The sequence below is a fragment of the Lentzea sp. NBRC 102530 genome, assembly GCF_030269365.1.
Taxonomy (GTDB): Bacteria; Actinomycetota; Actinomycetes; order Mycobacteriales; family Pseudonocardiaceae; genus Lentzea.
In genome coordinates this window covers 303,129-328,009 of the sequence record NZ_BSTF01000006.1, presented here as the reverse complement: position 1 = coordinate 328,009, position 24,881 = coordinate 303,129, and the positions used below count along the sequence as shown (strand labels likewise).

30 protein-coding genes are annotated in these 24,881 nt (G+C 69.4%); 15 read left to right on the top strand and 15 right to left on the bottom strand.

Features of this window, described 5'->3' with window-relative positions; genetic code table 11:
- Positions 1-31: 31 nt before the first annotated feature.
- Positions 32-397 (top strand): VOC family protein, encoded by a 366-nt coding sequence (locus tag QSK25_RS18745; RefSeq protein WP_285639835.1) that lies wholly within the window; start codon positions 32-34, stop codon positions 395-397.
- A 746-nt stretch (positions 398-1,143) separates the two neighbouring features.
- On the opposite strand, the gene QSK25_RS18740 is transcribed toward QSK25_RS18745, so the two are convergent.
- Entirely contained in the window at positions 1,144-1,713 is a 570-nt protein-coding gene (locus QSK25_RS18740; RefSeq protein ID WP_285639830.1) for a TetR/AcrR family transcriptional regulator, read from the bottom strand.
- Between the two features lie 67 nt (positions 1,714-1,780).
- On the opposite strand from QSK25_RS18740, the gene QSK25_RS18735 reads away from it, so the two are divergent.
- Positions 1,781-2,272 carry an FBP domain-containing protein gene (locus tag QSK25_RS18735; protein ID WP_285639829.1) on the top strand — a complete coding sequence of 164 codons (492 nt, stop codon included), beginning with the start codon at positions 1,781-1,783 and terminating at the stop codon, positions 2,270-2,272.
- A 3-nt stretch (positions 2,273-2,275) separates the two neighbouring features.
- Here the strand turns inward: QSK25_RS18735 and QSK25_RS18730 are convergent, their stop codons facing one another.
- The 5 genes from QSK25_RS18730 to QSK25_RS18710 form a co-directional block, all read right to left on the bottom strand.
- Positions 2,276-2,452, bottom strand: a complete 177-nt coding sequence (locus QSK25_RS18730) for a hypothetical protein (RefSeq protein ID WP_285639828.1) — start codon at positions 2,450-2,452, stop codon at positions 2,276-2,278.
- Positions 2,453-2,561: 109 nt separating this feature from the next.
- On the bottom strand, positions 2,562-2,720 hold the full coding sequence (locus QSK25_RS18725; RefSeq protein WP_285639827.1) for a DUF397 domain-containing protein: 159 nt from the start codon (positions 2,718-2,720) through the stop codon (positions 2,562-2,564).
- Positions 2,683-3,561, bottom strand: a complete 879-nt coding sequence (locus tag QSK25_RS18720; protein WP_285639826.1) for a helix-turn-helix domain-containing protein — start codon at positions 3,559-3,561, stop codon at positions 2,683-2,685. The genes QSK25_RS18725 and QSK25_RS18720 overlap by 38 nt, the downstream gene beginning before the upstream one ends.
- 88 nt (positions 3,562-3,649) lie before the next feature.
- Positions 3,650-6,595, bottom strand: coding sequence for a tetratricopeptide repeat protein (locus QSK25_RS18715; protein WP_285639825.1), 2,946 nt, complete (start codon positions 6,593-6,595; stop codon positions 3,650-3,652).
- Entirely contained in the window at positions 6,592-6,873 is a 282-nt protein-coding gene (locus QSK25_RS18710) for a hypothetical protein (RefSeq protein ID WP_285639824.1), read from the bottom strand. Before QSK25_RS18710 ends, QSK25_RS18715 begins: the two co-directional genes overlap by 4 nt.
- A gap of 112 nt (positions 6,874-6,985) precedes the next feature.
- Here QSK25_RS18710 and QSK25_RS18705 point away from each other — a divergent pair, with 112 nt between their 5' ends.
- Both QSK25_RS18705 and QSK25_RS18700 read left to right on the top strand, forming a co-directional pair.
- Positions 6,986-7,552: a TetR/AcrR family transcriptional regulator gene (locus QSK25_RS18705; RefSeq protein WP_285639823.1), complete on the top strand. Its 567-nt coding sequence runs from the start codon at positions 6,986-6,988 to the stop codon at positions 7,550-7,552.
- 70 nt (positions 7,553-7,622) lie between these two features.
- Positions 7,623-9,005 carry a carboxylesterase/lipase family protein gene (locus tag QSK25_RS18700; RefSeq protein ID WP_285639822.1) on the top strand — a complete coding sequence of 461 codons (1,383 nt, stop codon included), beginning with the start codon at positions 7,623-7,625 and terminating at the stop codon, positions 9,003-9,005.
- Here QSK25_RS18700 and QSK25_RS18695 read toward each other — a convergent pair.
- Positions 9,002-9,769: an NAD(P)-binding domain-containing protein gene (locus QSK25_RS18695; protein WP_285639820.1), complete on the bottom strand. Its 768-nt coding sequence runs from the start codon at positions 9,767-9,769 to the stop codon at positions 9,002-9,004. The two genes, QSK25_RS18700 and QSK25_RS18695, sit on opposite strands and share 4 nt — an antisense overlap.
- A gap of 39 nt (positions 9,770-9,808) precedes the next feature.
- On the opposite strand from QSK25_RS18695, the gene QSK25_RS18690 reads away from it, so the two are divergent.
- Genes QSK25_RS18690 through QSK25_RS18680 form a run of 3 tightly spaced genes read left to right on the top strand, consistent with a single transcriptional unit; the run spans position 9,809 to position 11,372 of the window.
- A complete protein-coding gene (locus QSK25_RS18690) occupies positions 9,809-10,186 on the top strand; it encodes a hypothetical protein (RefSeq protein WP_285639819.1) in 378 nt (125 codons plus the stop codon).
- A gap of 56 nt (positions 10,187-10,242) precedes the next feature.
- Positions 10,243-10,839 (top strand): DsbA family protein, encoded by a 597-nt coding sequence (locus tag QSK25_RS18685; RefSeq protein WP_285639818.1) that lies wholly within the window; start codon positions 10,243-10,245, stop codon positions 10,837-10,839.
- Complete coding sequence (locus QSK25_RS18680) at positions 10,836-11,372, top strand: vitamin K epoxide reductase family protein (RefSeq protein ID WP_285639816.1); 537 nt, start codon at positions 10,836-10,838, stop codon at positions 11,370-11,372. Before QSK25_RS18685 ends, QSK25_RS18680 begins: the two co-directional genes overlap by 4 nt.
- Positions 11,373-11,379: 7 nt before the next feature.
- On the opposite strand, the gene QSK25_RS18675 is transcribed toward QSK25_RS18680, so the two are convergent.
- Positions 11,380-11,928, bottom strand: coding sequence for an HAD-IA family hydrolase (locus tag QSK25_RS18675; RefSeq protein WP_285639815.1), 549 nt, complete (start codon positions 11,926-11,928; stop codon positions 11,380-11,382).
- Positions 11,925-12,662 (bottom strand): DeoR/GlpR family DNA-binding transcription regulator, encoded by a 738-nt coding sequence (locus QSK25_RS18670; protein WP_285639814.1) that lies wholly within the window; start codon positions 12,660-12,662, stop codon positions 11,925-11,927. Before QSK25_RS18670 ends, QSK25_RS18675 begins: the two co-directional genes overlap by 4 nt.
- Positions 12,663-12,736: 74 nt before the next feature.
- Between QSK25_RS18670 and QSK25_RS18665 the strand changes: the two genes are divergently transcribed.
- The 6 genes from QSK25_RS18665 (at position 12,737) to QSK25_RS18640 (ending at position 16,297) form a co-directional block, all read left to right on the top strand.
- On the top strand, positions 12,737-13,897 hold the full coding sequence (locus QSK25_RS18665; RefSeq protein WP_285639813.1) for an MFS transporter: 1,161 nt from the start codon (positions 12,737-12,739) through the stop codon (positions 13,895-13,897).
- A gap of 10 nt (positions 13,898-13,907) precedes the next feature.
- Positions 13,908-14,579 carry an RraA family protein gene (locus QSK25_RS18660; RefSeq protein WP_285639812.1) on the top strand — a complete coding sequence of 224 codons (672 nt, stop codon included), beginning with the start codon at positions 13,908-13,910 and terminating at the stop codon, positions 14,577-14,579.
- 4 nt (positions 14,580-14,583) lie between these two features.
- Positions 14,584-15,147, top strand: a complete 564-nt coding sequence (locus QSK25_RS18655; protein ID WP_285639811.1) for a TIGR03086 family metal-binding protein — start codon at positions 14,584-14,586, stop codon at positions 15,145-15,147.
- 46 nt (positions 15,148-15,193) lie between these two features.
- Positions 15,194-15,592 (top strand): VOC family protein, encoded by a 399-nt coding sequence (locus QSK25_RS18650; protein WP_285639810.1) that lies wholly within the window; start codon positions 15,194-15,196, stop codon positions 15,590-15,592.
- 5 nt (positions 15,593-15,597) lie between these two features.
- Entirely contained in the window at positions 15,598-16,008 is a 411-nt protein-coding gene (locus tag QSK25_RS18645; RefSeq protein ID WP_285640125.1) for a YciI family protein, read from the top strand.
- 151 nt (positions 16,009-16,159) lie between these two features.
- Positions 16,160-16,297, top strand: coding sequence for a hypothetical protein (locus tag QSK25_RS18640; protein ID WP_285639809.1), 138 nt, complete (start codon positions 16,160-16,162; stop codon positions 16,295-16,297).
- Positions 16,298-16,346: 49 nt separating this feature from the next.
- Here the strand turns inward: QSK25_RS18640 and QSK25_RS18635 are convergent, their stop codons facing one another.
- The 3 genes from QSK25_RS18635 to QSK25_RS18625 all read right to left on the bottom strand — a co-directional run bounded on the left by QSK25_RS18635 (position 16,347) and on the right by QSK25_RS18625 (position 20,844).
- Positions 16,347-19,496 (bottom strand): S8 family peptidase, encoded by a 3,150-nt coding sequence (locus QSK25_RS18635; RefSeq protein WP_285639808.1) that lies wholly within the window; start codon positions 19,494-19,496, stop codon positions 16,347-16,349.
- 87 nt (positions 19,497-19,583) lie between these two features.
- Entirely contained in the window at positions 19,584-20,285 is a 702-nt protein-coding gene (locus QSK25_RS18630; RefSeq protein WP_285639807.1) for an aspartate/glutamate racemase family protein, read from the bottom strand.
- A 4-nt stretch (positions 20,286-20,289) separates the two neighbouring features.
- Positions 20,290-20,844, bottom strand: coding sequence for a TIGR03086 family metal-binding protein (locus tag QSK25_RS18625; RefSeq protein WP_285639806.1), 555 nt, complete (start codon positions 20,842-20,844; stop codon positions 20,290-20,292).
- A gap of 100 nt (positions 20,845-20,944) precedes the next feature.
- On the opposite strand from QSK25_RS18625, the gene QSK25_RS18620 reads away from it, so the two are divergent.
- Positions 20,945-21,682: a helix-turn-helix domain-containing protein gene (locus tag QSK25_RS18620; RefSeq protein WP_285639805.1), complete on the top strand. Its 738-nt coding sequence runs from the start codon at positions 20,945-20,947 to the stop codon at positions 21,680-21,682.
- On the opposite strand, the gene QSK25_RS18615 is transcribed toward QSK25_RS18620, so the two are convergent.
- The gene (locus QSK25_RS18615; protein ID WP_285639804.1) at positions 21,675-22,112 is read right to left on the bottom strand and encodes a VOC family protein; all 438 of its coding nucleotides are present in this window, start codon (positions 22,110-22,112) and stop codon (positions 21,675-21,677) included. The genes QSK25_RS18620 and QSK25_RS18615 overlap by 8 nt on opposite strands.
- 108 nt (positions 22,113-22,220) lie before the next feature.
- On the opposite strand from QSK25_RS18615, the gene QSK25_RS18610 reads away from it, so the two are divergent.
- Positions 22,221-22,811, top strand: coding sequence for a LysE family translocator (locus tag QSK25_RS18610; protein WP_285639803.1), 591 nt, complete (start codon positions 22,221-22,223; stop codon positions 22,809-22,811).
- Here QSK25_RS18610 and QSK25_RS18605 read toward each other — a convergent pair.
- Together QSK25_RS18605 and QSK25_RS18600 are read right to left on the bottom strand one after the other, a co-directional pair.
- Entirely contained in the window at positions 22,804-23,565 is a 762-nt protein-coding gene (locus QSK25_RS18605; RefSeq protein ID WP_285639802.1) for a hypothetical protein, read from the bottom strand. The genes QSK25_RS18610 and QSK25_RS18605 overlap by 8 nt on opposite strands.
- 66 nt (positions 23,566-23,631) lie before the next feature.
- Entirely contained in the window at positions 23,632-24,876 is a 1,245-nt protein-coding gene (locus QSK25_RS18600; RefSeq protein WP_285639801.1) for an RNA polymerase sigma factor, read from the bottom strand.
- Between the last annotated feature and the right edge of the window lie 5 nt (positions 24,877-24,881).

The window sequence follows — 24,881 nt, the reverse complement described above, 5'->3', positions numbered from 1 at the left end:
TCTGCCCGGTATTGCTCCTAGCGTGCGGTCCATGACCTTCGCATCGATCCGCATCATCACCTCCGACGTCGCCCGCCTCACCGCCTTCTACGAACGTGCGACCGGCACCCGCGCCGAGTGGGCCACCGAGGACTTCGCCGAGCTCAGGATGCCCGCCGCCACCCTCGCGATCGGCAGCACCCGCACCGTCGCGATGTTCGCGGCGGGCAGCGCCGAACCCGAGGCCAACCGCAGCGTCATCATCGAGTTCCTCGTCGACGACGTGGACGGCGTGCACGAGAACCTGGCCGGCGTCGAGGTCGTCCAGGAGCCCACGACGATGCCGTGGGGCAACCGGTCGTTGCTGGTCCGCGACCCCGACGGCAACCTGGTCAACTTCTTCAAGCGAGCCGCCTGAGCGAGCAGGACGGCCGGTTCGAGGCCGGGCAACGGCTTCTTGCGCAGGGCTTCGGCCAGGCAGGTGCGCACGGCGCGGCGTCCTTCGGTCCCAGGCAGCCGCGCCACCTGCCGGGCGTAGGCCTCGACCACCGGGACGGCCGCCGGGTAGTGCCACAGGTCAGTGCCCATTCCGCTGGCGTAGGCGAGGACTCCCAGCAGCCTGCCCGTGCGATCGCCGAGCCAGGTCAGCGCCATCACACCGTCCTTGCGACGGAGCAGGGCGTCGGACACGAGCGGGGCGAACGAGTGGGACAGCAGCCCGATCGTGCGCAGCAGCGAGATGTCGCCGGCGTGGTCGTCGCTCGCCGGCAGGCCCAGATCGGCGGCGACCACACCGCGGTCCTCGCCGTGCGCACCAGCGAGCGTCCCGCCCGGCGGACGTGCCACCTGTTCGCGCGCAGTACCGCTGCGGTGACGTGGTCGTTGAGCCGGTTGAGCGCCCCGACCGCGGTCAACGTCTCGGCGAGTCGCTCGACCGAACTCGTCGAGACGAGAAGTACGCGTCGAAAGCGGCAGCGGTGGCGACTCCGAGGGAACGGTGGCTGTGCCGTTGCCGAGGTGGGCGGGCACGCTGGCGTTCCTCGTCGGGATAAGGGGCGCCGTCCCTGGGCGGTGGGCCGTCGGGGAACCGGCGGTGGAGTGCGACCGCGTGGTCGTAGGGGGATCCGCTCATGCGCGGACGCGGGACTCGATTCTGCCGGGAGCCTAACCCGCAGGCCAGTCGCTCAGCAACGAGTCCAGCGCGTCGAGAGCACGCAACCACGACGCCTCGACGCCGCGCGGATGGCTGTGGAACGCGCCCGCCCGCTCCAGCGTCACGTACCCGTGCAGCGTGCTGTGCAGGAAGCGGACGGCATCGGTCTCGTCCGGCTCCCACAACCGGTAGCCACGCAGGACGGCCCTGGTCAGGTCGGCGTGCCGTTCGGACGGACCGGTCGCGACGGTGTCCGGGTCCAGGGCCATCTGGGTCGCGGTGTAGCGGCCGGGGTGTTCGTGCGCGTAGCGGCGGTAGGCGCCGGCGAACGCGACCAGCGCGTCCTTGCCCGAACGACCGGCGATGGCGGCCGCGGCCTGGTCGGCCAGTTCCGACAGGGCCAGCACCGCGAGGCGCACGCGCAGGTCCTGGGCGTTGCGGATGTGCGAGTAGAGGGAGGCGTCCTTCACGCCGAAGTGGCGCGCCAGGGCCGAGACCGTGACGTTCTCGAAGCCGACCTCGTCCGCCAGGTCCGCCGCTGCCTCCGTGAGGCGATCGGCCGAAAGCCCCGCACGTGCCATCCGTCACCCTTCCTAAAGGGCTTAATGATTTGCCTAGGACCTCTAGGCAAGCCTAGCGTTCCTGGTCATGAAGCCGCTGACCGAACACGACATCCGCGCGTCCTTCGTCAATTCCACCAAGGGCGAGGCGAAGCGCATGCACGTACCCAAGGATCTGGGCGAACGCCCGTGGGACTCGCTCGACTTCCTCGGCTGGACCGACCCCGCCGCACCGGACCGCTCGTACCTCGTCATGGACCTCGACGGCACACTGACCGGCATCGCCCTGCGACGGGCCGCGCAGGCCGGGCGGGCGCGCAAGACGATGTGCTCGTGGTGCCTGACCACGCACTCCGGCGACGGGGTGTCCCTGATGAGCGCGCGCAAGGCCGGCAAGTCGGGCCAGCTCGGCAACACCGTCGGCGTCTACGTGTGCGCCGACCTGGCGTGCTCGCTGTACCTGCGCGGCAAGAAGAGCGCGGGCCCGGGCTCGCGGTTCAAGGAGGCGCTGTCGCTCGACGACCAGGTCGAACGCATGACGGCCGGGATCAGCGCGTTCCTCGGCCGGGTGACCTCGTAGTGCTCAGAGCTCGAGGACCAGCTCCGCGGTGCACGCCCTGGCACACGGCCAGGGGTCACCGCACTCGGTGCACCCGGTGGTGGCGGGCAGGTGCGTGTCGAGCACCTGTACCGCCCTGGTCCGGTAGCGCTCCAGGTCCGACTCCCAGTTGTGGCGGGAGCCCGCAGTCGCACTCGTCATGATCATCAGTCCTCGGCTCTGAGGTCGTCGGACTCCAGCATGCACCTGTGACGCCGCTCACGGGCAGCGAATCACCGAACGGGTGCGAATGACAGGCGACAGAAAATTGTCAGCTCGCCTTGACCAGGTGCAACAGCGCGCCCCATTGTCGGTCGCTGAGCGGCAGTTCGACGGCTGGCGACTTGCTGTCCCTGATGCCGACTCCACGGCCGACCTCGACGCAGTTGCCGTCACTCGCGCTGTAGCTGCTCTTCCGCCACCTGGTCATACCGCAACCCCTCACCGATGATGTCGGTGATCAGCTTCCTCGATTGCGCCTCGTCCAACGCCGTCCGAGAGAGTGATTCGACCACGGTGTCATAGAGCGCCACGGAAGGCTGATCTTCGAGGAAGACGTTAGCCCCCTCGCTCTCGACATAGACGATCGGCGGGATCTTCTTGAACTTCAGCAGGTCGAAGTCGCCGGCAAGCCCCGCATGCGGACCGAACTCCGTCGGAATCATCCGAACCGTCAGGTACGGCCTCACCGATGCGCGCAGCAGGTGGTGCAGCTGCTCCGCCATGATCTCGGGGTTTCCGACCGGCAACCGCAACGCCTGCTCGTGCATGAAGATCGTGACCGCCCGATAGCCGTCGAGAACCGCGTTCTGCCGGGCGCCCCGGTTCGCGACGAGCGGGTTGATCTCGTCGGCGGGCACCGGCTTCGCGATGGCGAGGTGGCGGGTGTAGTTGGGCACCTGAAGCAGTCCGTGCACGACGTTCATCGACAGCCCGGTGATGCTGGACGCGATCTTCTCGTGTTCGCGGAGGGTGCGAGCCCGGTCCGTGACGCCGGACTTGGCGGGCTGCAACCAGTCACGCTGGTGCGTCTCCCGATGCAACGCCATCAGATGCGCGAACTCGGCAGGCGGCGTCCGCAACAGCCCGAGCAACTGGGCGAGTTCGACGTCGCTGACGCCTTCCTTGCCGTTGATCAGCTCGGAGACCTTGGCCTCCTGCCAACCCAGCAAGAGGGCGGCTTCGCGGTTGGTGAGACCGGCCGCCCGCAGCAACGCGCGGAGGGCGTCCCCGAACTCACGGCCGCGCACCGTTGATCTCCGCAATGGCATGCGGGAACGGTAGGGCCACCGTTCCGTTTGGCTCCACCCATTCGCCAGAGGTCAACCTGAAAGCATGCGTTTTGGAACTTCTCCAAAGTCACGCGGAACCTGGGCCGCGAACCTCGTCCAGGCTGTTGCGAAGCTCAGCGATCCCTGGGATCGGGAAGTCCAGGTCCGAGCACGCGCCGACCAGATGCTGAAGCAGACGGGCAGTTCTTGCCTGTTGATCCTGGTCCATCTCTGCCGCTCGATCCGTCAGGTTCGCCAGTGCGGACGCGAGGTTAGGAAGTAGGGCTTTGACGTCCGCTTCGCTGATGTGGCGGAAGACCTCAACCGCGCGCTCGATGACGTCGAGGCGGGCATCCACGCCCATCGCGGCAAGGTCATCCGTGAGCGCCGAATCTGTACGCGCCGACTCGGTCAGTGCGACCGTCACCAATCGAATGGACAAATTCCTGCTCGTGACGGCGAGCTGGGCCGAATAGCCATCGGGGTCCTCGGCGACGAGCTGTTGGTAGAGGCAGACGGCTTGCTCCGCATAGATGGCTGATTCCGTTTCTTGCCCCGCCGCCCCCAGTACCACCGAGAAGTTGTGCAGAGATCGGGCGAGGAGGTCCAGGTAGACATCGCTGTTCGTCTCGGCGAGCTTTTCGAACAAGTCGATGGCTCGTCGTGCCGGAACGAGCGACTCGTCGCGCCGCCCCGCTTGCGACATGACCAAGGACAGGTTGGTAAGAACTGCGGCGAGGTGGGGCAGGTGAAAATCGGCGTTCGAGTCGACGAGCCGCTCCCGGATCTCCACACTGCGCTCCGCGGCGTCCAGTGCCTCCCCTGCTCGTCCCGCCGCCAGCAGGTGGTTGGCCAAGTTGCTCAGCGCGGTGGCGAGATCAGGCAGGTAGCCGTCTGGGTTGGCCTCGGCCTGGGACTCCCGGATCGCGAGGACTCTTTCGGCTGCGGTCAGTGCCTGCTCTCGGTGTCCTGTTTCCGCGAGCGTGTTGGCCAGGTTGTTGAGCGCTGTGGCGAGATCGGGTAGGTGAGGCACGGGGTCCGCCTCCACGAGTCGCTCCCAGATTTCGGCCGAGCGACGTGCGGGGATCAAGGCCTGCTCGGACCTCCCCATCTCCTGGAGCAAGTGGGCGAGGTTGGTGAGGGTTCCGGCGAGTCTGGGCAGGTTCGCGTCGGGGTCGGTCCCGACGAGTTGCTCCTGGATCTCGATAGCGCGATGTGCAGGGATCAGTGCCTGTTCGCGGCGACCGATGTTTCCCAATCGGGCGGCGAGGTCGGTGAGTGCCATGGCCAGGGCCGCCTGGTCGCCGTCGGGATCGTCAGCGACCAGGCGCTGACGAAGATCAACGGCGCGTTGGGCGGGAACAACCGCCTGCTCGTGCTGTCCGACTTGGGCCAACCGGAAGCTGAACCGCGTCAGCAGGCGAGCGTGGCGATCCACCGCCACGTGGTCGGAGTCAGGCCCCAGCGCCGTGTCTTGGATCAGGCGACGGGAAATGTGAAGAACGTCGAAGGCTCGGCCTGTGGAGCGCCCGAGCCTCGCCAACACGTTGTCGACGGCCGCCACGTCGGCTGTCGACAGAGCCTCGGGGTCGCCGACAGCCTCGCTGATGGCGTCGGTGACCCTGCCGGGGAACAACAGGAGCGCGGGTAACAGATATCCCTTGGGATGCATGCGCACCAGGCAGTCCACCGCAGCCATGAGACGCCTTACCCCGACCTGGAACCTGCGCTCCGCTCCAGGCGTCGAGAGACACCGCGACAATGCCTTCAAGACGTGTCCTGCCAGTTCCACGTCGCTGGTGGCGGCTACACGGGAGACCACGTCGGTCCAGTCGCCGTCGGATGCGGCACGGTTGGCCAGGGCGAGCAGGTGGGTGTCCGGCAGGCGGTCGGGGCGTGGTGCCGACCAGACTCCACCGGTCTGCTCGTCGGGGTAGAGCTTCCCGAGGACCTTAGCCACGCGGCGGAACCACGCGTCGTCGTGGCCGCCTTCGAGCCCGAGCGTGCGCAGCAGGCGCACGGCGTCGTCGAGAGTGGGCGCGGGTACCAGGAACGGGGCTGCCAGGACCAGATCGCGGTCGTGCGGGGGCATCTCGATCTGCTGGTCGGCGAGCATCGACTTCACGTGACGTGACTCGTGGGCCAGCAGGTCGGTGATCGGGTCGCCACCGGCGATGCGGATCGGCTGTTCGCCGCGCTCGACCGCCGCGGCGTCCAGCACTCGCAGGAGCGCGTCTGCGTAGAGGTCGAGCGTGGTGGCGAACTCTGGGAGCAAGTCGTCCGGTGGTACGAGGCTGCCGGGGATGCGGTCGGCGAAGCGGCGCACCGCGTCCGCGTGGAGTTCGGCGGCGGGCAGGTGGGTAGCGAGCGACTCGAGGCGGGTCGATTCGGCGTCGAGCAGGGGCGACCAGGTGGGGTCGGCCAGGAGATCTGGCCACCAGTTGCCTTCGTTGCGGCTCAGGAGCAGCACGCGAGTTGTGGGGGCTTCGCGGGTCAGAGTGAGCAGTCGGCGCAGGGAGAGAGGTTCGTTCTCCGCGTAGTCGACAACCAGGAGGGTTATCGCGCGTTGGGCTGGGCGACTCATGAGCGCGGCTTCGATCTCGGCCCAGCGGCGACGGGCGAAGTCTGATTCGGCGTCGTCGGCGAAAGTCAGGTCGAGGAAGCCCGCGATGTGCTTGCGGGCATGCAGGACCTTGACGAGTTGTCGTGCGGTAGTGGTCTTGCCTTGGCCGCCGCGGCCGCAGAGGAGGCGGACCCGTAGCGGGGAGTTGCCCGTGCACCAGGAGAGCAGGTCTGCGTCTTCGGGGCGGGGCTGGATCGGGACGACGCCGGCGTCTGGTCGCAGCCAGGTCAGGGGGCGGTCTGTGGTGGGGTGCGTCGTGTCGGGTCCGAACAGCAGGCGTTCTGCGGTCGCGCGACGGCGCGGTGGGCTGACGCGGATCGGTGCGCGGTCCGCGTTGTGGATCACCGTGTTGTCGTTGCCGATCACCACCTGGCTGTGGTCGACCGGGCCGACCACTGAGCGCTCGATCACCGCTGGACCTGGTTCCCGTCTCCGATGATCACGGTGCTGTTGGAGACGTCGCCGGTGACCGAGCGTTCGACGGACGGCGGCTGTGACTGGTCCTGGGCCTTGTAGAGCCAGTAGGACACGGCGGCCGTGGCGGCGGTCAGGGCGAAGACGCCTAGCCAGGCCCAGAGGTTGGTCTTCCAGTCGGTGGCCAGGTTGATCGTGATCGCGGTGCCGGACAGGACGACGGCCATGGCGATCGTCGGTGTGATCACTCGGCGGGTGGCGGAACCCTGAGCCACGGCTACTCCCCTTGCTGCGATGTACGAGCTACCTACTTGAGATCGGGCGATTGGGTCAAGGTGTTTCCATCCGAATGAGCCATGGTTTGCTCAGGCGTGCTAAGTTTTGCTTGTGCGAGCAAAGTCGGTTACCGAGCAGGCTCGGCGGGCGCAGATCGTGAAGGCCGCGATCGCGACCGTGGCGGAGTTGGACTACGCGGAGACGTCGTTCAAGGCGATCGCTGCGAGGGCTGGGCTCAGCAGCACCGGGTTGATCTCGTACCACTTCAGGAACAAGCAGGAGCTGGTGGACGTGGTGTTCGCGGACATCTTGGAGCGGTTCCAAGGGTTTGTGAGCGCTCGAATGGGGCAGGGGTCCGCCAAGGAGGAGTTGCGGGCGTTCTTGAGCGCCAACATCGCCTTTTTGCGGGAGCACCGGGACGACATGGTGGCGTTCCTGCGGATTCGGGCCCACTCGGCGGTGACGGACGGGGGCATCGCCGATTCCGATCACGTGGAGCTCGCCGGGTTCTTGCGCAGGGGGCAGGAGGCCGGCGAGTTCCGCGTGTTCGACCCGGAGGTGGTGGCGGTGTTCGTGCTCGCCATGCGCAACGGCGTGGTGTTGCGGTCCGGGGCACTTGATCTCGACGTCTGCGAGAGGGAGTTGATCGCGGCCGTCGAGCTGATGACGGGGAGGTAGGCACGTGCGTCGGGGGACGTTGTTGTTAGCCGCGGTGGTGTTGGTCGGTGCGTGTGGGACGGGGGAAGCGATGCCGTCGGACGTGGTCGAGCTCGATACCGGGCAGGTTCGGGGTGAGCAGCGGGACGGGCATCTGCGGTTCCAGGGGATTCCTTACGCGGCCAAGCCCGAGCGGTGGAAGCCGCCGGTGAAGGCGGCGACGTGGAGCGGGGTGCGGGAGGCGACGAAGCCCGGCAGTCCGTGTCCGCAGGTGGGGTCGAGTTACTCCGAGACCAGGTCGACGGAGGAGGACTGCCTCTTCGCCAACGTCACCACGCCGTCAACGAGCGGGAGCAAGCCCGTGTTGGTGTGGGTGCACGGGGACGGGGCGATCGGGGCAGGGCACCACTTCGACGCGGAACGCCTTGCGCGGCAAGGGGACGTCGTCGTGGTGACGTTCAACTACCGGATGGGTGTGTTCGGCGGGTTCGGGTTGCCCGGGCTGGCGCACTCGGGCGAGTTCGGGTTGCTGGATCAGCGGGCGGCCTTGGAGTGGGTCCAACGCAACATCGCCGCGTTCGGTGGGGATCCGGGGAACGTGACGTTGTTCGGGGTGTCGTTCGGGGCGACGGCCGTGAGTGCGCATCTGATCGGGCAGAAGCCCCTGTTCCACAGGGCGATCATGCACAGTTCGTTCACGCTCGTGGACGTGCCGAAGGGGGCCTGGTTCCCGGACCTGGAGGCGTTGCCGTCGCTCGCCTGGCGGGCGGTGCCGGAGATCCAGGAGGTCGGCGCGATGATCGGCGAGGAACTCGGGTGCGCCGACGTCGAGTGCCTGCGGCGGTTGCCGGTCGAGAAGTTGCTGGACCACCCGCAGATCATGAACATCTTCCAGCCGGTCGGGTACGGCGGTGAGCTGTTGCCGAAGTTGCCCGGTGAGTCGCTGGAGGCCGGCGAGTTCGCGGACGTGCCGATCCTGGCCGGGTCGACGCGCGACGAGCACACGAGCTTCGTGGAGTTGTTCCGGCCGGAGCCCATGTCGGCCGAGGACTACTCGCGGCTGGTGCGGGAGGCGTTCCCGGACCGGGCGGCGGAGGTCGAACGTGGGTACCCGGTCAGTGCGTACGCGTCGCCGAAGCAGGCTTGGGCGACGTTGCTGACGGATCGTGTGTGGGCGCGGGCGACGTTCCGGCAGAACACGTTGTACGCGAAGAAGGCGCCTGTCTACGCGTTCGAGTTCGCGGGCCAGGACGCCAGGCACTCGGCGGACATCGAGTACCTGTTCCCCGACGGGGACTTCACGAAGGACCGCGGGTTGTCCGACTACATGATCAAGGCGTGGACGGACTTCGCCCGCACCGGGACGCCGGGGTGGCCGCGGTTCGACGAGGGGCAGCACGTGCAGTCGCTGGCGCCGGGGGCGATCGGGCCGGTGGACTTCGCGGCCGAGCACAAGCTCGCGTTCTGGGGTTAGGGGCGGCGCAGGTCGGTCAGCAGGGCGTCCAGCGACTCCCGCAGGCCGTCGGCGGCAGAGGCGAACCAGGTGGTGCGGATGCGTTCGTTGCTGCCGTTCGGGGTTTCGTGGTCGGCGGCGAGTCCGGGCAACGTCCGGGTCTCGTCGCCGAGCGAGCGGCCCACGTTCTCGAAGAGGCCGCGCACGTAACGGTCGGCGTCGTCGGGAGCGATGCCGTGGCTCGAGGCCCACTCGGCGAGCGTGACGAGGAACGCGTAGTGGCTGGTCAAGGTGCCGGTCAGGGCCGAGAAGACGTCGAACGCGGTCTCGTCGGCGACCGGCATCGCTCCCCCGAGGACGTCGAACATCGCGTTCACGACCGGGTCGGACGGGTGCACGACGGTGACGGACATGCGTTCGCGCACGGCGGGCAACGGGATGGCGCGGACCAAGGGCGCGGCAGTGTCCAGGATGGACCGCAGGTCGTCGTTGGAAACGCCTGCCATGACGTTGACGACGATCTTGTCGCCGGGGATGCGGAGGCCGGCGAGCGAGTGGCGGTCGGGGCCGCGCACGGCGATCAGCACGAGGTCGGAACGGTCGACGACCTGCTGGTTGTCGATGCACAGGTGCACGGCCTCGTAACGTTCGGCCAGGTCAGCGGACGCACCGCGAGGGGACAGGTGGATCTCGGGGGTCGGGTCGCCGTCGTGCCTCAGGCCCTCGACCACGGCCTTGCCGATCTCGCCCACCCCGATGACGCCGACGCGCTGCAGTGTGCCCACCCGCGCCAGCGTAGGCCGCGGGTCGCTACTCTGGATCACGTGCCTGGCACCCGCAGCTCGCGAACCCGCGCGTACTTCGCGCGGGTGTTCGCCGTGCTCGCGCTGGTGGCCGGGGTCGCGATGATGCAGGGCACGCCGTGCGAGACCGAGTTCGCCTGGACCGCGCAGTGCCCGACGTCGGCGACGAGCTCGATCGCGTTCGTGGTGGACGACGTGGACGCGGGCTCGTCGGTGCTCGACGGCATCCTCGTCGCGGGGGCGTGCCTGGTGGTGGCGCTCGCCGTGCTGATCGGGTTCGCGGTGCTGCGCCGGTCCGGGTCGTTCCGGACGCTCGCGGTGCGCCTGCCCTCGGTGCTCTCTCCCCCGTCGCGCCGCCTGGAAGTGCGGCTCGCCCAGCTCTGCGTGTTGCGCGCCTAGACCGAACCCGTTCCGCGGTTCCCCGGTCTCTTTCGCGTACCTCGTGGAGGTTTGTCATGTCCAAGAACGCTCGACTTTCGTTGATCATCGTCGCCGTCGTGGCGGTGGTGGTCGCCGGGTTCTTCCTGTTCAGCCGCACCGACACCACGGCGGCACCGCAGTCCGCCGACGGGAAGGTCACCGTCGTCGAGTACCTCGACCTCGAATGCCCGTCGTGCCGCGCCGCCCACCCCGGCGTGGAGAAGCTGAAGGGTGAGTACGGCGACCGCGTGACGTTCGACGTGCGGCACTTCCCGATCCCCAGCCACCGCAACGCCGAACTCGCCGCCGTCGCGGTCGAGGCGGCGGGCGCGCAGGGCAAGCGGGACGAGATGATCAAGGTGATGTTCGAGGCGCAGCCGCAGTGGGGCGGGCAGCAGACGTCGCAGCGGGCGGCGTTCAGGTTGTTCGCGGAGCAGCTCGGGCTCGATCAGGCCGCGTTCGAGAAGGCGCTGGACGACTCGGCGTTGCGCACGCGCGTGCTGGCTTCGCGGGACGAGGGCAGCAAGGCCGGCGTGACCGGTACGCCGACGTTCTTCGTCAACGGCACCAAGTTCACCGGCGCGCCCACGTACGACGCGCTGAAGAAGGCGATCGAGAAGGAGCTTTCGTGAACCGGATCGTCGCGTGGGTGCTGGCGGTCGGCGGAGCGATCGGCCTCGGCGCCTCCTTCGTGCTGACGATCGAGAAGATCGCGCTGCTCAAGGACCCGTTCTACGTTCCGACGTGCAGCATCAACCCGGTGCTGAGCTGCGGTTCGATCATGAAGACCGCGCAGGCCGAGGTGTTCGGGTTCCCGAACCCGCTGATCGGCGTCGTGGGCTTCGCGGTGGTGACGACGCTCGGCGTGCTGCTGCTCGCCGGCGTCGAACTGCCGTCGTGGGTGTGGATCGGGCTGCAGGTCGGGGCCACGTTCGGGGTGCTGTTCGTGCACTGGCTGATCGTGCAGTCGCTGTACGAGATCAAGGCGCTGTGCCCGTACTGCATGGTCGTGTGGGCCGTGACGATCCCGATCTTCTGGTACACGACGCTGCGCAACATCCGGCCGCAGTTCCAGTTCCACAGCGTCGTGCTGATCCTGTGGTATCTGGTGATCGCGGCCGGAGTGCTGCAGGCGTTCTGGTTCTACTGGTCGTCGCTGGTGTGACCGGCCGCTAGACGGGTCTGTCGGCGCCGAGCAGGGCGCGCAGGCCGTCTATGCCGGTGAAGTGGTGGCCGCGCATGCCCACGAGTTGGGCCGCCTGGACGTTCTCCAGGCGGTCGTCGACGAACAGGATGTCGTCGTCGTCGAGGCGGTCGCGGCACCACTCGAACGCGGCGCGGTCCGGTTTGGCGTGGCCGATGCGGCACGAGAACGCGCGCACCTCGAACAGGTCGAGCCACGCGTGGGCGCGTTCGAAGTTGCGTGCGTGGTCCTCGGGGATGTTGGAGAGCAACGCGATGCGCTGGCCCGCGTTGTGCAGTTCGTGCAGCAGCGCGACCATCTCGTAGTCGACGCGGCTCCAGCTGGCGACGTCCTGCTCCACGAGCGGTGGGTGGCCCACGCGCGCCCAGTACTCATCCGCTGTGACGTCGCCACGGTCGTAGGCGGGGCGGTGTGCCCAGTAGGCGTCCCAGAAGTCCTGGTCGGCGGACATCTCCGCCATGACCTCGGGTGACTGGTCGCGCGCGATGACGCCGAACATGTCGAACAGCACGATCATGCCGTCACCACCGTGACGCCCGCGGCGGTCAGGCCGTCGTCGCCGTCCGCGTCGGTGACCACGGCGTGCAGCGCGGACGCCGGGGCGACGTGGGCCAGGGCGGTGCGGGTGAGCTTGGAGGCGTCGACGGCGGCGATCACCCGTCGGGCCGAGGCGATGGCGGTGCGTTTCACGGAGGCGTCTTCCAGGTCGAAGGCGGTCAGGCCGTGCTCGGCGGACAGGCCGCAGCAGCCGATCACGGCGGTGTCGAAGCGCAGCGCCTGCAGCGAGGCGAGCGTCAACGGTCCGGTCAGGGCGAGTTCGCCCGGTCTCGGGCGGCCGCCGGGAACGAGCAGCGTGAGGGTGGGCGACGACGACAGCGCGTTGACGGCGTGCAGCGACAACGGCATGACGGTCAGGCGCCGATCGTGCAGCAGGCGGGCCACTTCGAGGCAGGTCGTGCCGCTGTCGAGGACGACGGACTCGCCGTCGGCGAGGAGCGCCACGACGGCCTGGGCGATGCGGCGCTTGGCGTCCATGTTCTCGTCCGACCGCAGCGCGAACGGGGGTTCCTCGCCTCGTAGCAGCAGACTCCTGGCGCCGCCTCTGTATCGTTCGAGCACGCCCTGGGCGGCGAGAACCTCCAGGTCGCGCCGGATGGTCATCTCGGACGCGCCGGTGAGCGTCGCCAGGTCCGCCACACCGAGCGAGCCGGCGTCGCGGACGGCCTCGGTGATCTGCTTGAGTCGGGACACGGCTCGGATTGAACATCAGTGGTGTTTGAAACACAACCTTTCAAACGCGCGGCATGTTCGTTAGCGTGCGGTGTGTGAGCGCTCTCAAGGCCGCGCGGGTGGCCACCTTCACGTACTTCGGGCTCAACGGGTTCCTGCTCGGCCTGTGGCTCGTGCACATTCCGACGGTCGAGGACCGCACGGGCATCACGCACGCCGAGCTCGGCCGGTTGCTGCTGCTGCTCGGGCTGGGCGCGTTCATCGGCATGCGGATCGGCGGCAGGATCACCGACCGGCTGGGTGTGAAGTTCATCGTTCCGGTGTCCGGTGTGCTGTGCAGCATCACGGCCGCGCTGCCCGGGTTCGCCGTGAACCAGTGGACGCTCGGTGCGGCGCTGCTCCTCTTCGGCGTCGGCAACGGCCTGATGGACGTCACCATGAACGCCCACGCCGTGGTCGTCGAACGGCACTACAAGCGCCCGGTGATGTCGGCGTTCCACGCCACGTGGTCGCTCGGCGGTGTCGCGGCGGCGTTGACCGGCGCACGGACGTTGGGCTGGGAACTCTCCCCCGCGGTCACGCTCACCGCCGCCGGTGCGCTGGGCATCGTCGTCAGCCTCGCCACGGGCCGGTTGCTGCTCGACGAGAAGGAGGAGCAGCACGCCTCCGAGACGACCGCGAAGCGCAAGGTGCCGCGCAAGATCTGGATCATGGCCGTGCTCGCGGCGCTGGTCATGCTGAGCGAGGGCGCCGCCAACGACTGGAGCGTGCTGCACCTTCAGGACATCCTCGGCGCGTCGCCGCAACTCGCCGCGTTCGCCTACGGCGCGTTCGCCACGACGATGACCGTCGGCCGCCTGCTCGCGGACCGGGTCACCGCCAGGATCGGCTCGGTGCCGGTGCTGCGCTGGGGTTCGGTGATCGGGGCCGTCGGCATCGCGACCGCCGCGCTGTCGCCGTGGATCTGGCTCGCGCTGGTCGGCTGGGCGATCGCCGGTATCGGCCTGTCGGGCACGGTGCCGCAGCTGTTCAGCGCCGCCGGCCACCACGAGCCGGGGGCCGCGGCGGCCAACGTCTCGCGCGTCGCGGGGCTCGGCTACCTGGGCATCCTCGCCGGGCCCGCGGTGATCGGCTGGCTCACCCACGTCATGCCGCTCAACTACGCGTTCCTGCTGCCGGTCGCGTTCTGCCTGGTCGCGGCCCTGTCGGCGAACGTGTTGAAGACCGAGCACGCCGAGGAGAAGGTCGCTGCGTGAGAATGTCGGCATGGATCTTGCCGAACTGGATCTGACCACCGCGCACCTCGCCGACGCCTGCATCCGGTCCGGCGTGCCGGTCCGCACGGCCGTCGTCTCCCCCGTCGTCGCGGGCTGGAAGGCGGGCGGCCGCGTGCTGCCCGCCCGGCACGCCGGCAGCGTCGACGTCTTCCTCGAGGCGCTCGAACGCTCGCAGCCCGGCGACGTGCTGGTCGTCGACAACGAAGGCCGCCGCGACGAGGCGTGCGTGGGCGACCTGGTCGTGCTGGAGGCGCAGGCCGCCGGGCTCGCGGGCGTGGTGGTCTGGGGGCTGCACCGCGACACGCAGGACATCCGCGCGATCGGCCTGCCGGTGTTCAGCCTCGGCGCGAACCCGACCGGCCCGCTGTCGTTGCGCGACCGGGCGCCCGAGGCGTTGTCGACGGCCGAGGTGGACCAGTGGACCGTCACCTCCGACGACGTCGTGTTCGGTGACGACGACGGGGTGCTGTTCGTGCCGGCCGCCGAAGCCGGGGCGCTGATCGAGAAGGCACGCGGGATCCGGGACGTCGAACGGGCGCAGGCGGACCGGGTGCGGCAGGGTGAGTCCCTGCGCAGCCAGCTGCGGTTCGGCGAGTACCTCGCGAGCGGGGTCACCTTCCGCGAGCACCTGCGCCGCATCGGTGGCGCCGTCGAGGAGTGAGGCCATGATCGCGGAGCGGTACCGGGCCCGTGCCGACGCCTTCGAGGCGAAGGTCGCGCGCGTGGGGTCGGATCAGTGGGACAACCCGTCGCCGTGTGCGCAGTGGACGGCGTTGGAGGTCGTCGACCACGTCATCGACATGCACGGCGTGATGGTCGGCCACCCGGTCCCCCGCACCGAGGACCCGCTCACGGACTTCCGCACGGCCCGCCGCGTGGTCGAGGAGGCGCTGGTGTCGCGCGGGTCTGACGAGGTCAGCACACCTCTTGGTGCGATGACGCTGGCGGAGCACGTCGACCAGGTCGTGAGCGACGACCTCGTGCTGCACGGCTGGGACCTGGCCCGCGCGACCGGCCAGGACGAAACGATCCCGGCCGCCGACGTCGAACGGCTCTGGGCCGCGGCGACCTCGGTGCCTTACGAGCTGATGGAACGGTTCCGCACGCCGGGAGCGTTCGGTCCGGGCATCGAGGTCTACGGACCCGAGGTACCGGTCGCCGCCGACGCCCCGCTGCAGGACCGGCTGCTCGGGTATGTGGGTCGGGACCCCCTGTCGAAAAGCCTCTGACCTGGTTCGACGACTGGGCAAAGGCCGCTTGGGAAGGAATCTCGTCATGGACTGGACCCTGGAAGTCGTCGTCGTGCCGGTGTCGGACCTGGACCGCGCGAAGCGGTTCTACGCCGAGCAGCTCGGCTTCACCGTCGACCACGACACGACGTTCAACGAGGACACCCGCGTCCTGCAGCTCACCCCGCCCGGCTCCGGCTGCTCGATCGTGCTGGGCAAGGGCATCGTCAAGGGCGAGCCGGGCACGTTGAAGGGCGTCCAACTCGTCGTCTCCGACCTGGAGAAGGCCCGCGCGCAACTGCTCGAACGCGGCGTCGAGGTGGGCGAGATCGTGCGGATGAACGAGGCGGACGGAGGGTCGTTCATCTTCTTCGACGACCCTGACGGCAACAGCTGGGCCGTGCAGGAGATCAAGGCCCGCGCGACCGGTGGGGAGTGGAAGTGAAGTACATGCTGGTCAGCTACGGCGGCAACCAGGAGGACTGGGAGGGGCTCGCCGCGTGGTCCGACGAGGACATGCACCGCATGATCGCCTACATGCGCGACCTGGACGCCGAACTGCGCGCGTCCGGTGAGCTGCTGCAGTCCGAGGGGCTGAGCGGTCCGGCGCGGGCGTTCGTGGTGCGGGGCGGTGAGTCCGGGCCGGTGGTGGTGGACGGACCGTTCGCGGAGTCCAAGGAGGTGATCGCCGGGTACTGGGTGGTGGACGTCGACAGCCGGGAGCGGGTGCTGGAGATCGCGCGGAAGGCGTCGGCGTGTCCTGGGCCCGGTGGGACGGTGATGAACCAGCCGATCGAGGTGCACCCGATCATGTCGGCGCCGGACGTGGACCCGGACACGCTGGCGCCGTACCAGAAGTAGGTCTGGTACGGCGCCGGAGCCCTCCCGCAGAGTGTGGGAGGACTCCGGCGCGAAAGGCGAAAGTTCCAGGTGACACCGGTGCGCTCTGGCGTTCCTACCTGCGGTTTTGCGTCGGCGCGGTCGGGTGACACCACGGCCGCACGGTCCCTTCATGGACTACAGCGAAGGCCCGTGGGCCCCAGATGCCAAAGCTCACTGCCACAACTGCGCCGACCCGGAGTGGCGACTCCCGAACTACGACCCGAGCGACTGCAACACCTGCGACGGCGAGGGAGAAGTCATGCGCTGAACGTTCGGCTCGATGGGTGGGGCCGGCCTGCGGCCGGCCCCACCGCACGTCACTTCAGGTCGTACGCGCGGATGATCGTCTGCTGGACGTCACCGCCCGCGTCCGCCGCCCGAGCCTTGAACGACACGTTCTCGGCACCGTGCGGGTGGATCAGCGTGACCTGCCAGCCCGCGCGGTTCTTGCGCAGCGGCACCGGCTTCCACGTCTTGCCCTCGTCGTAGGACACCTGCACGGCGGGGTCCTTGATGTTCGTGACGGGGCCCGTTCCGTTGCGTTCCACCGTGATCGGCACGGTGACGACGCGTCCGGCGCGGTTGTGGGCGTCCAGCGCGGGAGCGAACCGGACGGCCAGCAGCGGGATCGACTTGAACTCCTCGCCCGGCACGTTCTCCGAGTAGAACGACCAGGTGGCGTCCACCTTGGACGACAGGCCGTCGCGGGCCGAGGTGGTCTCGACGGAGTAGCGCTTGCGCTCCGCCGGAGCGTTCTGCACGTTCGCCGAGCCGGAGTACGGCAGGTCGGAGATCACCTGGCCATCGACCTTCACGACGGTGCGCGCGTCCCGCTCGCCGGTCGAGCCGTACGAGTTCTGCGCGCTGTAGAGCGGTACGTCGAGGCGCAGCAGGTTGCCGACGCGGCCCGCGAACCGGACGTTCGCCCCGTCGTGCGGCACGCCGGGGCCGTAGACGGCGCTGTTCCAGTGCTCGGTGACGGTCCTGCCCTTCTTGAACACACGCGGCACGACACCGAACTGGTAGCCGATCAGTTCGGGTCCGCCGGGGGTCGCCAGCTCGCTCAGCGAACCCGTCCACGGGACGTCCGGCGTGTAGAGCTCCTTGAGGCGCAACGGCAGCGGGCCCGTGGCGCCGTAGTCGCGCTGGCCCGCCGAACCCGGCACGCGGGAGTGCACGACCGAGTCGACGCGGGCGAGGTCGCGGTCCTTCACGACGCGCTGGACGTCGGCCGGGACGCGGGTCTTCTCGGCGATGCGGACGTAGTACTGGTACGGGCTGCCCGCGAAGCCGCCGTTGCCGTCGGGCTTGGCCATGATGCTCTGCGCGTGGAACGAGAACTGCGGGTAGCTCGTCGCGGACGGGCGGACCGCCACTCCGTCGAAGTTGTTCAGGATCCACGTGGTGCCGGTGCTGCCCCAGGGGGCTTCGAGGCTGAACGCCAGTTCGGCCTGGGTGGGCGCGGCCTGCTGCTCGACACCGATCGAGGGCTTCTTGCCGTCGCGGCCGTCGACGGTGAGGGTCGTGTCACCGGTGACGCTGAAGGCCGGTTCGATGGCGATCGTGTTGACGCCGCGCTGCGTCGGGTCGGCGTTGGGCGTGTAGACCGACGAGTCGAAGAAGTACTCGCCCTTGGGCAGGCGCTGCACGAGCGTGCCGGACGGGTCGAAGCGGAAGTACGCCTGCGGCTCGGCGAGGCTGACGAACCGGTAGTTGTAGTTGCCCGACGGGGCACCGGTGCCGTCGACGAACTTCAGCGTGACGTCGTAGCTCTCGACCTCCTTCACCACGCCGACCGGCACGCGGGTGCCGTCGGAGGAGAGGACGACGGCGCCGTAGATGCCGTCGGGCACGGACGCGCGGGTGTCGGCGGTGATGACGGCGTCCGCGCTGCCACCTGCGGGAACGGTGAGCTCGGCCGGCGAGACCGCGAGCAGGCCCGCGGCGGGCTTGGCCTCGGCGATGCTCAGGTCGAGCGTCACGTCGGACGTGCCGGGATTGCGGTAGGTCACCTTCTGCGTGATGGGCTGGTCGTCGTCGTGCGGCCACAACGCGGTGCCCAGCGAGAAGCTGCCGTGGTTCGTGGTGACCGCGGCGGACACCGCGCGGCCGACGTCGAGACGTCCGGCGCCCTGCTCGTAGACCGTGAGCGACGGGTTGGGCTCGGCGCTGTTCATCAACGCCGCCTTGATGTCCTCGGCCTTCCACGCCGGGTTCTTCGAGGCGAGGATCGCGGCCGCCCCGGCGACGTGCGGCGTGGCCATCGACGTGCCGTCCAGCGCGACGTGCCCGTCACCCACGGGCGTGCCGATCCGGCCGTTCTTCGCCTTCGCGGCCACGATGCCGACGCCGGGCGCGGTGATGTCGGGCTTCACCGCGTTGTTGACCCAGCGCGGGCCGCGCGAGGAGAAGTCGGCGAGCTCGTCGTCGCGGTCCACGGCGCCGACGGTGAGGGCTGCGTCGGCGGACGCGGGCGACCCGATCGGGCCACCGGAGTTGCCGGCCGCGACCACGAACAACGCGCCGGTCTGCTCGGTGATGCGGTTGAGGGCGAGCGACATCGGGTCGGTGCCCTCGTCGGGCCACGAACTGCCGAGGCTCATGTTGATGACCTTGGCCTTGGCCGCGGCCCACTCCATGCCGGCGATGATGTCGCTCTCGCGGCCGCCGCCGTAGTCGCCGAGCACCTTGCCGTTGATGAGCTTGGCGTCGGGCGCGATGCCCTTGTACTTGCCGTCGCCGGTCACCGTGGACGCGACGTGCGTGCCGTGGCCGACCAGGTCGTCGGTGGTGGCACTGTCGGAGAAGTTCTTCGACTCGAGCACCGCGCCCGCGAGGTCGGGGTGGGTCTCGTCGACGCCGGTGTCGAGGATCGCGACGGTGACGTCCTTGCCGGTGAAGCCCTTCTCCCACGCCTGGGGCGCGCCGACCTGCGCGGCGCTGCGGTCCAGGGACGCGGTGACCTTGCCGTCGAGCCAGACCTTGCCGGTTCCCGCCGCTCGGGCGCCACTCCAGAACGAACCGTCGCGCGCGACCGTGATCGCGCGGGCGTCGATGCTCGGCAACGACTCGGCGTTCGCCGCGCTGATCCCCTGCCCCTGCACGATCAGCGGAAGCGTCTTGCTGGAGGCGTCGTCGTAGCCGGATCTCGCGAGCAGCGAGACGTCGAACAGCCGCTCGTCGAGCTCACCGGCGTTGAGCCGGGCCTGGGCGTCGAGCGGGATCACGTGCAGGTCGCCCTGCGCGTCGGTGAACGTCCGGAAGCCGACGTTCTCCCTGCCCTTGGCGCCTCTGGCCTCGACGTGGCCCTTGTTGACGACGACCTGGTCACCGGTCACGAGCGTGACCCTGGTGGTCAGGTCGCCTGCGCGCACCTGCTGTTCCTGCGCCGCCGCGGAGGCGGGAACGGCTGCCGTGGCGGCAACCACGACAGCCGACAGCCCCAGCGCGATGTGTGATCGTTTCAACGCGAACTCCCCTAGTTCACCGAAGGAGGAATAGCCCTCAGTGACTAGGACAGTTCGCTGCGTGGCCGCGTTGCAGCCGGGAGTGGATCAGTTGTTCCCAGTTTTCGTCTGGATCGCCCGGTCCACGGCCGCCTCCACGTGCAGGCGCGTCGTCGGGAACACCGGCAACGGCACGTCGGCCTGCGAGATCAGCAACTCGATCTCGGTGCACCCGAGGATCACGCCCTCCGCGCCGTCGAACTTCGCGATCACGTCCTGGTAGGCCCGCCGCGACTCGTCGCGCACCACGCCGACGCACAGCTCGTCGTAGATGATCCGGTGCACCGTCGCGCGGTCCTCGACCGACGGCACGAGCACCTTGAGCCCGTGCGACTCCAGGCGTTCGCGGTAGAACGGCTGGTCCATCGTGAACCCGGTGCCGAGCAGGCCGACGGTGGTGATGCCCGCGGCACGGATCGCCGCCGCCGTGGTGTCGCCGAGGTGGATCACCGGGATGTCGACGGCGGCCTGCACCTGGTCGTACACCTTGTGCATGGTGTTGGTGCAGATCAGCAGGAAGTCGGCACCGCCCGCCTGCACGCTCGCGGCGGCTCCGGCCAGCGCCCGGCCCGCGTCGTCCCAGCGGCCCTCGACCTGCATGCGTTCGATCTCGGCGAAGTCGACGGAGTGCAGGACGAGCTTCGCGGAGTGCAGACCGCCGAGGCGTTCGCGTACCAGCACGTTCGCCAGCCGGTAGTACTCCGCGGTGCTCTCCCAGCTCATTCCGCCCAGCAACCCGATCGTCAGCATGGGGTCAAGCATTCCACCCGGGGTCGCGGCCCGTGGCGGCCAGGAGCTGCTCGAACGGCGACGCGTCGGCGGGTGCTTCGACGGCAGCCTTGAAGACCTTCATCTCGGTGGCCATCGGGCCCATCTGCGTGACCAGGGCGTGGACCTCGGTGAACACCTCGTCGTCCGGGCTGAAGCGCTGGCCGGTGGCCTGGGCCAGGTCGGAGGCGTGGATGGTGAGGTCGAGCAGGACGAGGCCGCCGACGGTCTGGGCGGGCATGCCCATGTTGCCGGCGATGCCCTCGGTGGCGCCGGGTTCGCCCCAGGCGTCGACGAGCTTCGCGGTCTCGGCCGGGAACCGGTCGCGCCAGTCCGGGTAGGCCGGGGTGTGGCTGAAGTCGGCGTCCTGCTTGGCGGCGAGCTTCTGGAACTCCACGACGACGTGCAGCAGGTGGTCGAGCAGTGCCCGGACGTCGTAGTCCGCGCACGGGGTGGGCTTGGTGAGGTCGTCGTCGGTGATGTTCGCGATGACGGGCAGCGCGTGGTCGCGGGCCCGGTCGAGCAGAACGCTGAGCTTCATGCCGGCCACCGTATTTCGCCGTGCTCCCGTGCTCTTGAAGAAACGCGCCAACCTAGGATCTGACGTTGTGCACGGGCCACGCAGGGACACTCGGGGGATCGTGGACGCGCGCGAGTTGTTCGCGCGCGTGCGGTTCCGGCGGCGGCTGCCGTGTGCGGAGCTGCAGCCCTACCTGGAGCACTACTGGCTGATCGACGGCTCGCTGGACGCGCCGTACACCTCGCACGTCGTGCCGCACCCGTCGGTGAACGTCGTCTTCGAACGCGGGCACAGCCGGCCCGAAGTAGCGGGAGTCGGACTCGGGCTGTTCAGCCGGACGTTGAGCGGGCTGGTCCGGGTCGCGGGCGTGCAGTTCCGGCCCGGCGGGTTCCGGCCGTTCCGCGGCGAGCCGGTGTCGGAGTGGACGGGGCGGCACGTGCGGCTCGACGTCGACTCCCGGATCGTGCTCGACGTGGAGGACGAGGACGCGCGAGTCGAAGCGCTGGACGCGTTCCTGCTGGGACTGGGGCCCACGCCGGATCCGCAGGCGACGCTCGCGATGGAGCTGGTGCAACGGATCCGGGACGATCGGGAGATCCAGCGGGTCGCGGACTTCGCGCAGGAGTGCGGCATGTCGGTGCGGTCGGTGCAACGGCTGTTCGCGGACTACGTCGGCGTCAGCCCGAAGTGGGTCATCCTGCGGTACCGCATCCACGAGGCGTTGGAACGGGCAGAGTCGGACGTCGAGTGGGCTCATCTGGCCGCCGATCTGGGCTACAGCGACCAGGCCCATCTCGTCCGGGACTTCACGCAGACCGTCGGTGTCTCCCCCACGGCGTACGCGCGCGCTCTCACGTGAGGTGTTCGCACAGCTCGATGAGCATGCCCTCGGGGCCACGGACGTAGCAGGTCTTCAGCATGCCGTTGTAGTTCTCGATGTTCCGGACGACCTCGCCGCCGTGCGGCTTGATGCGGGCCAGGGTGTCGTCGAGGTCGTCGACGGTGAACGCGACGTGCCGCAGGCCGAGGGCGTTGATCGGGGCGTGCGCGCTGCCGTCGATCGCGTCGGGCTTCGCGAACTGGCTGAACTCGATGCGGTACCGGTCGTCCGGGGTCTTGAGCATCGCGATCTCGCTGACCGACCCGTCGAGGCCGATGACGCCGTCGACGAACTCGCCCTCCATGTGCGCCTTGCCTTCGAGCTCCATGCCGAGCTCCTCGAAGAACGCGACGGCGGCCGCGAGGTCGGTGACCGTCATCCCGACGTGGTGCATGCTCTTGATGCTCATGCTGCGGGGACGGTACTCACGGCCAGTTCTCGACATCGGAAGTGGTCCAACTTCGCGGGCGGTTTGTGGACCTGTCAACTGGACCAGTCGCGCGGCAGGGTTGCGGGCATGAGCCTCGCATTCCTGATCACGACGTTGCTCGCGGTCGCCACGCCCGGCACCGGCGTGCTGTACACGTTGTCGGCCGGTCTGGCGCACGGGCGCAAGGCGAGCGTGATCGCCGCGTTCGGCTGCACGCTGGGGATCGTGCCGCACGTGCTGGCCACCGTGACCGGGCTGGCGGCGTTGCTGCACGCGAGCGCGCTGGCGTTCGAGGTCGTGAAGTACCTGGGTGTCGCGTACCTGGTCTACCTGGCGTGGGCGACCTGGCGCGACCGCAGTGACCTGGTCGTGGACACGGCGGCGGCCCCGGCGTCCGCGCGCAAGGTCGTGGTGTCGGCGGTGCTGGTCAACCTGCTCAACCCGAAGCTGACGATCTTCTTCGTGGCGTTCCTGCCGCAGTTCGCGACGGGGTTCGGGCAGATGGTGACGCTGAGCGCGGTGTTCATGGCGCTGACGTTCGCGGTGTTCGCGGTCTACGGGGTGTTCGCGGCGTCGATGCGCGACAGGGTGCTGGCGCGGCCGCGGGTGGTGGTGTGGCTGCGGCGGTTCTTCGCGGCGTCGTTCGCGGCGCTCGGGGTGAAGCTCGCGCTCACCTAGCTTCGAGCAGGGCGTGGACGTCGGCGACGGCCGGGTAGGTGTGGTCGTCGGACGGCCCGTCGCCGCCGATCCGGTTGGAGTCCGGGCAGGCCGGGTCGTCCTCGCCGTCGAGCTCGTGGACGGCGACGGTGCGGCCGGTGCGGGCCTCGCGCACGTCCAGCCGCCACCGGCCCCGGTAGAGCCGGCTCGAACTGGTGGCGGGCATGCCGCGGACCTCGGTCCAGTGGCAGGTGTTGAGCTCCTCGCCGGAGCCGAGCCGGGTCAGGCACCCCACGAGCTGGACGTCGGGGAGGTCGCCGGGGTTCTCGACCGGACGCAGGTCGTAGTCCCACCAGTGACTCGGGCCGGTGCCGGTGTCGAGGTAGACGCGGGCGATCCGGTCGCCGCCCGGCACCGCGGACCTGGGGTGCGACGCGCGATCGGTGCAGGTCAGTTCGAGGTCGTCGTTCGTCAGGGGCGTGCCGAGGATCGCGTAGGAGAGCAGCAGACCACCGGTGGCCAGCGTCGTCACGAGCGTTCCGGCGATGGCCACCACCGCGAACCGGCGCCAGGGGGTCCACGGGCGCAGGCGCAGGTGGCCGCGGCGCCATCCGTGCAGGACGCCGAGGCTGATCAGGCCGAACGTGCCGAAGAGGAAGTACGGGGTCAGCGGTGAGCCGACGATCGTCAGGATCGTCGTCGGCAACGCGGCTAGCAGGGCCACGACCCCCACCAGGCCGTAGACCCACCCGTCGGCTTCCGTCGCCTCGCTCACCGCTGACTCTCCCACCCCCGGCCCGTGGCGGAACCGTAGGCGGACGGGTTCGGGAGGGGTCCCGGCTCAGCAGTTCGCGGCGCGGTCCAGCAGCAGCGTGCGCTCCCGGACGTTGCGGGTCAGCGAGGCGGCCTTCTCGAACTCCGCGCGCGCCTCCTCGGTGCGGCCGAGCTTGGCCAGGAAGTCACCGCGCACGCTGGGCAGCAGGTGGTAGCCCTGCAACGCCTTCTCGCCCGCGATCTCGTCCACCAGCGCGAGCCCGGCGGCCGGGCCGAACGCCATCGACAACGCCACCGCGCGGTTGAGCTCGACGATCGGCGACGGCGAGATGCCCCCGAGCACCTGGTAGAGGGCGGCGATGCGGTGCCAGTCGGTGTCCTCGGCCCGGCGGGCCCGGCCGTGGCACGCGGCGAGGGCGGCCTGCACGTAGTACGGGCCGGGCGGCTGGTTGAGGGCTTCGGCGCGTTCCAGCGCCTTCAGCCCGCGGCCGATGAGCAGCCAGTCCCACTTGCCCCGGTCCTGCTCCAGCAGCAGCACGGGTTCGCCGCCGGGGCCGGTGCGGGCCTTGGTGCGGGAGGCCTGGATCTCCATCAACGCGACCAGGCCGTGGACCTCGGCCTCCTTGGGCGCGAGTTCGGCGAGCACCCGGCCCAGCCGCAACGCCTCGGCGCACAGTTCGGGGCGCAGCCAGTCGTCGCCCTGGGTGGCGGAGTAGCCCTCGTTGAAGATCAGGTAGAGGACCTCGAGGACGCTCGCGAGACGGGGCGCGAGTTCGGGGCCTTCGGGGACCTCGAACGGCACGGCGGCGTCGGCCAGGGCCTTCTTGGCGCGCACGATCCGCTGGGCGACGGTGGAGTCGCTGACCAGGAACGCGCGGGCGATCTCCTCGGTCTTGAGGCCGCCGAGCATCTTCAACGTCAGCGCGACGCGCGCCTCGGTGCCGAGCACCGGGTGGCAGGCGGTGAAGATGAGGCTCAGCAGGTCGTCGCCGATCTCGTCCTCGATGCCCTCGCTGGCGTCCGGGGTGGCCTCCTGGACGTCGCGGCCGATCTCCTCCACCTTGCGGTTGAGGTTCTCGCGGCGGCGGATCTGGTCGATCGCGCGGCGCTTGGCGGCGGTGGTGAGCCAGGCGCCGGGGTTGCGCGGGACGCCCTCGACCGGCCACTGCTCCAGCGCCTGGACCAGCGCGTCCTGCGCCATCTCCTCGGCCAGGCCGACGTCGCGGGTGTACCGGGCGAGCGCGGCGATGACCTTCGCCGACTCCATCCGCCAGACCGCGTCGATGGTGCGATGCACCGAGGTAGCCCCCATGAAGG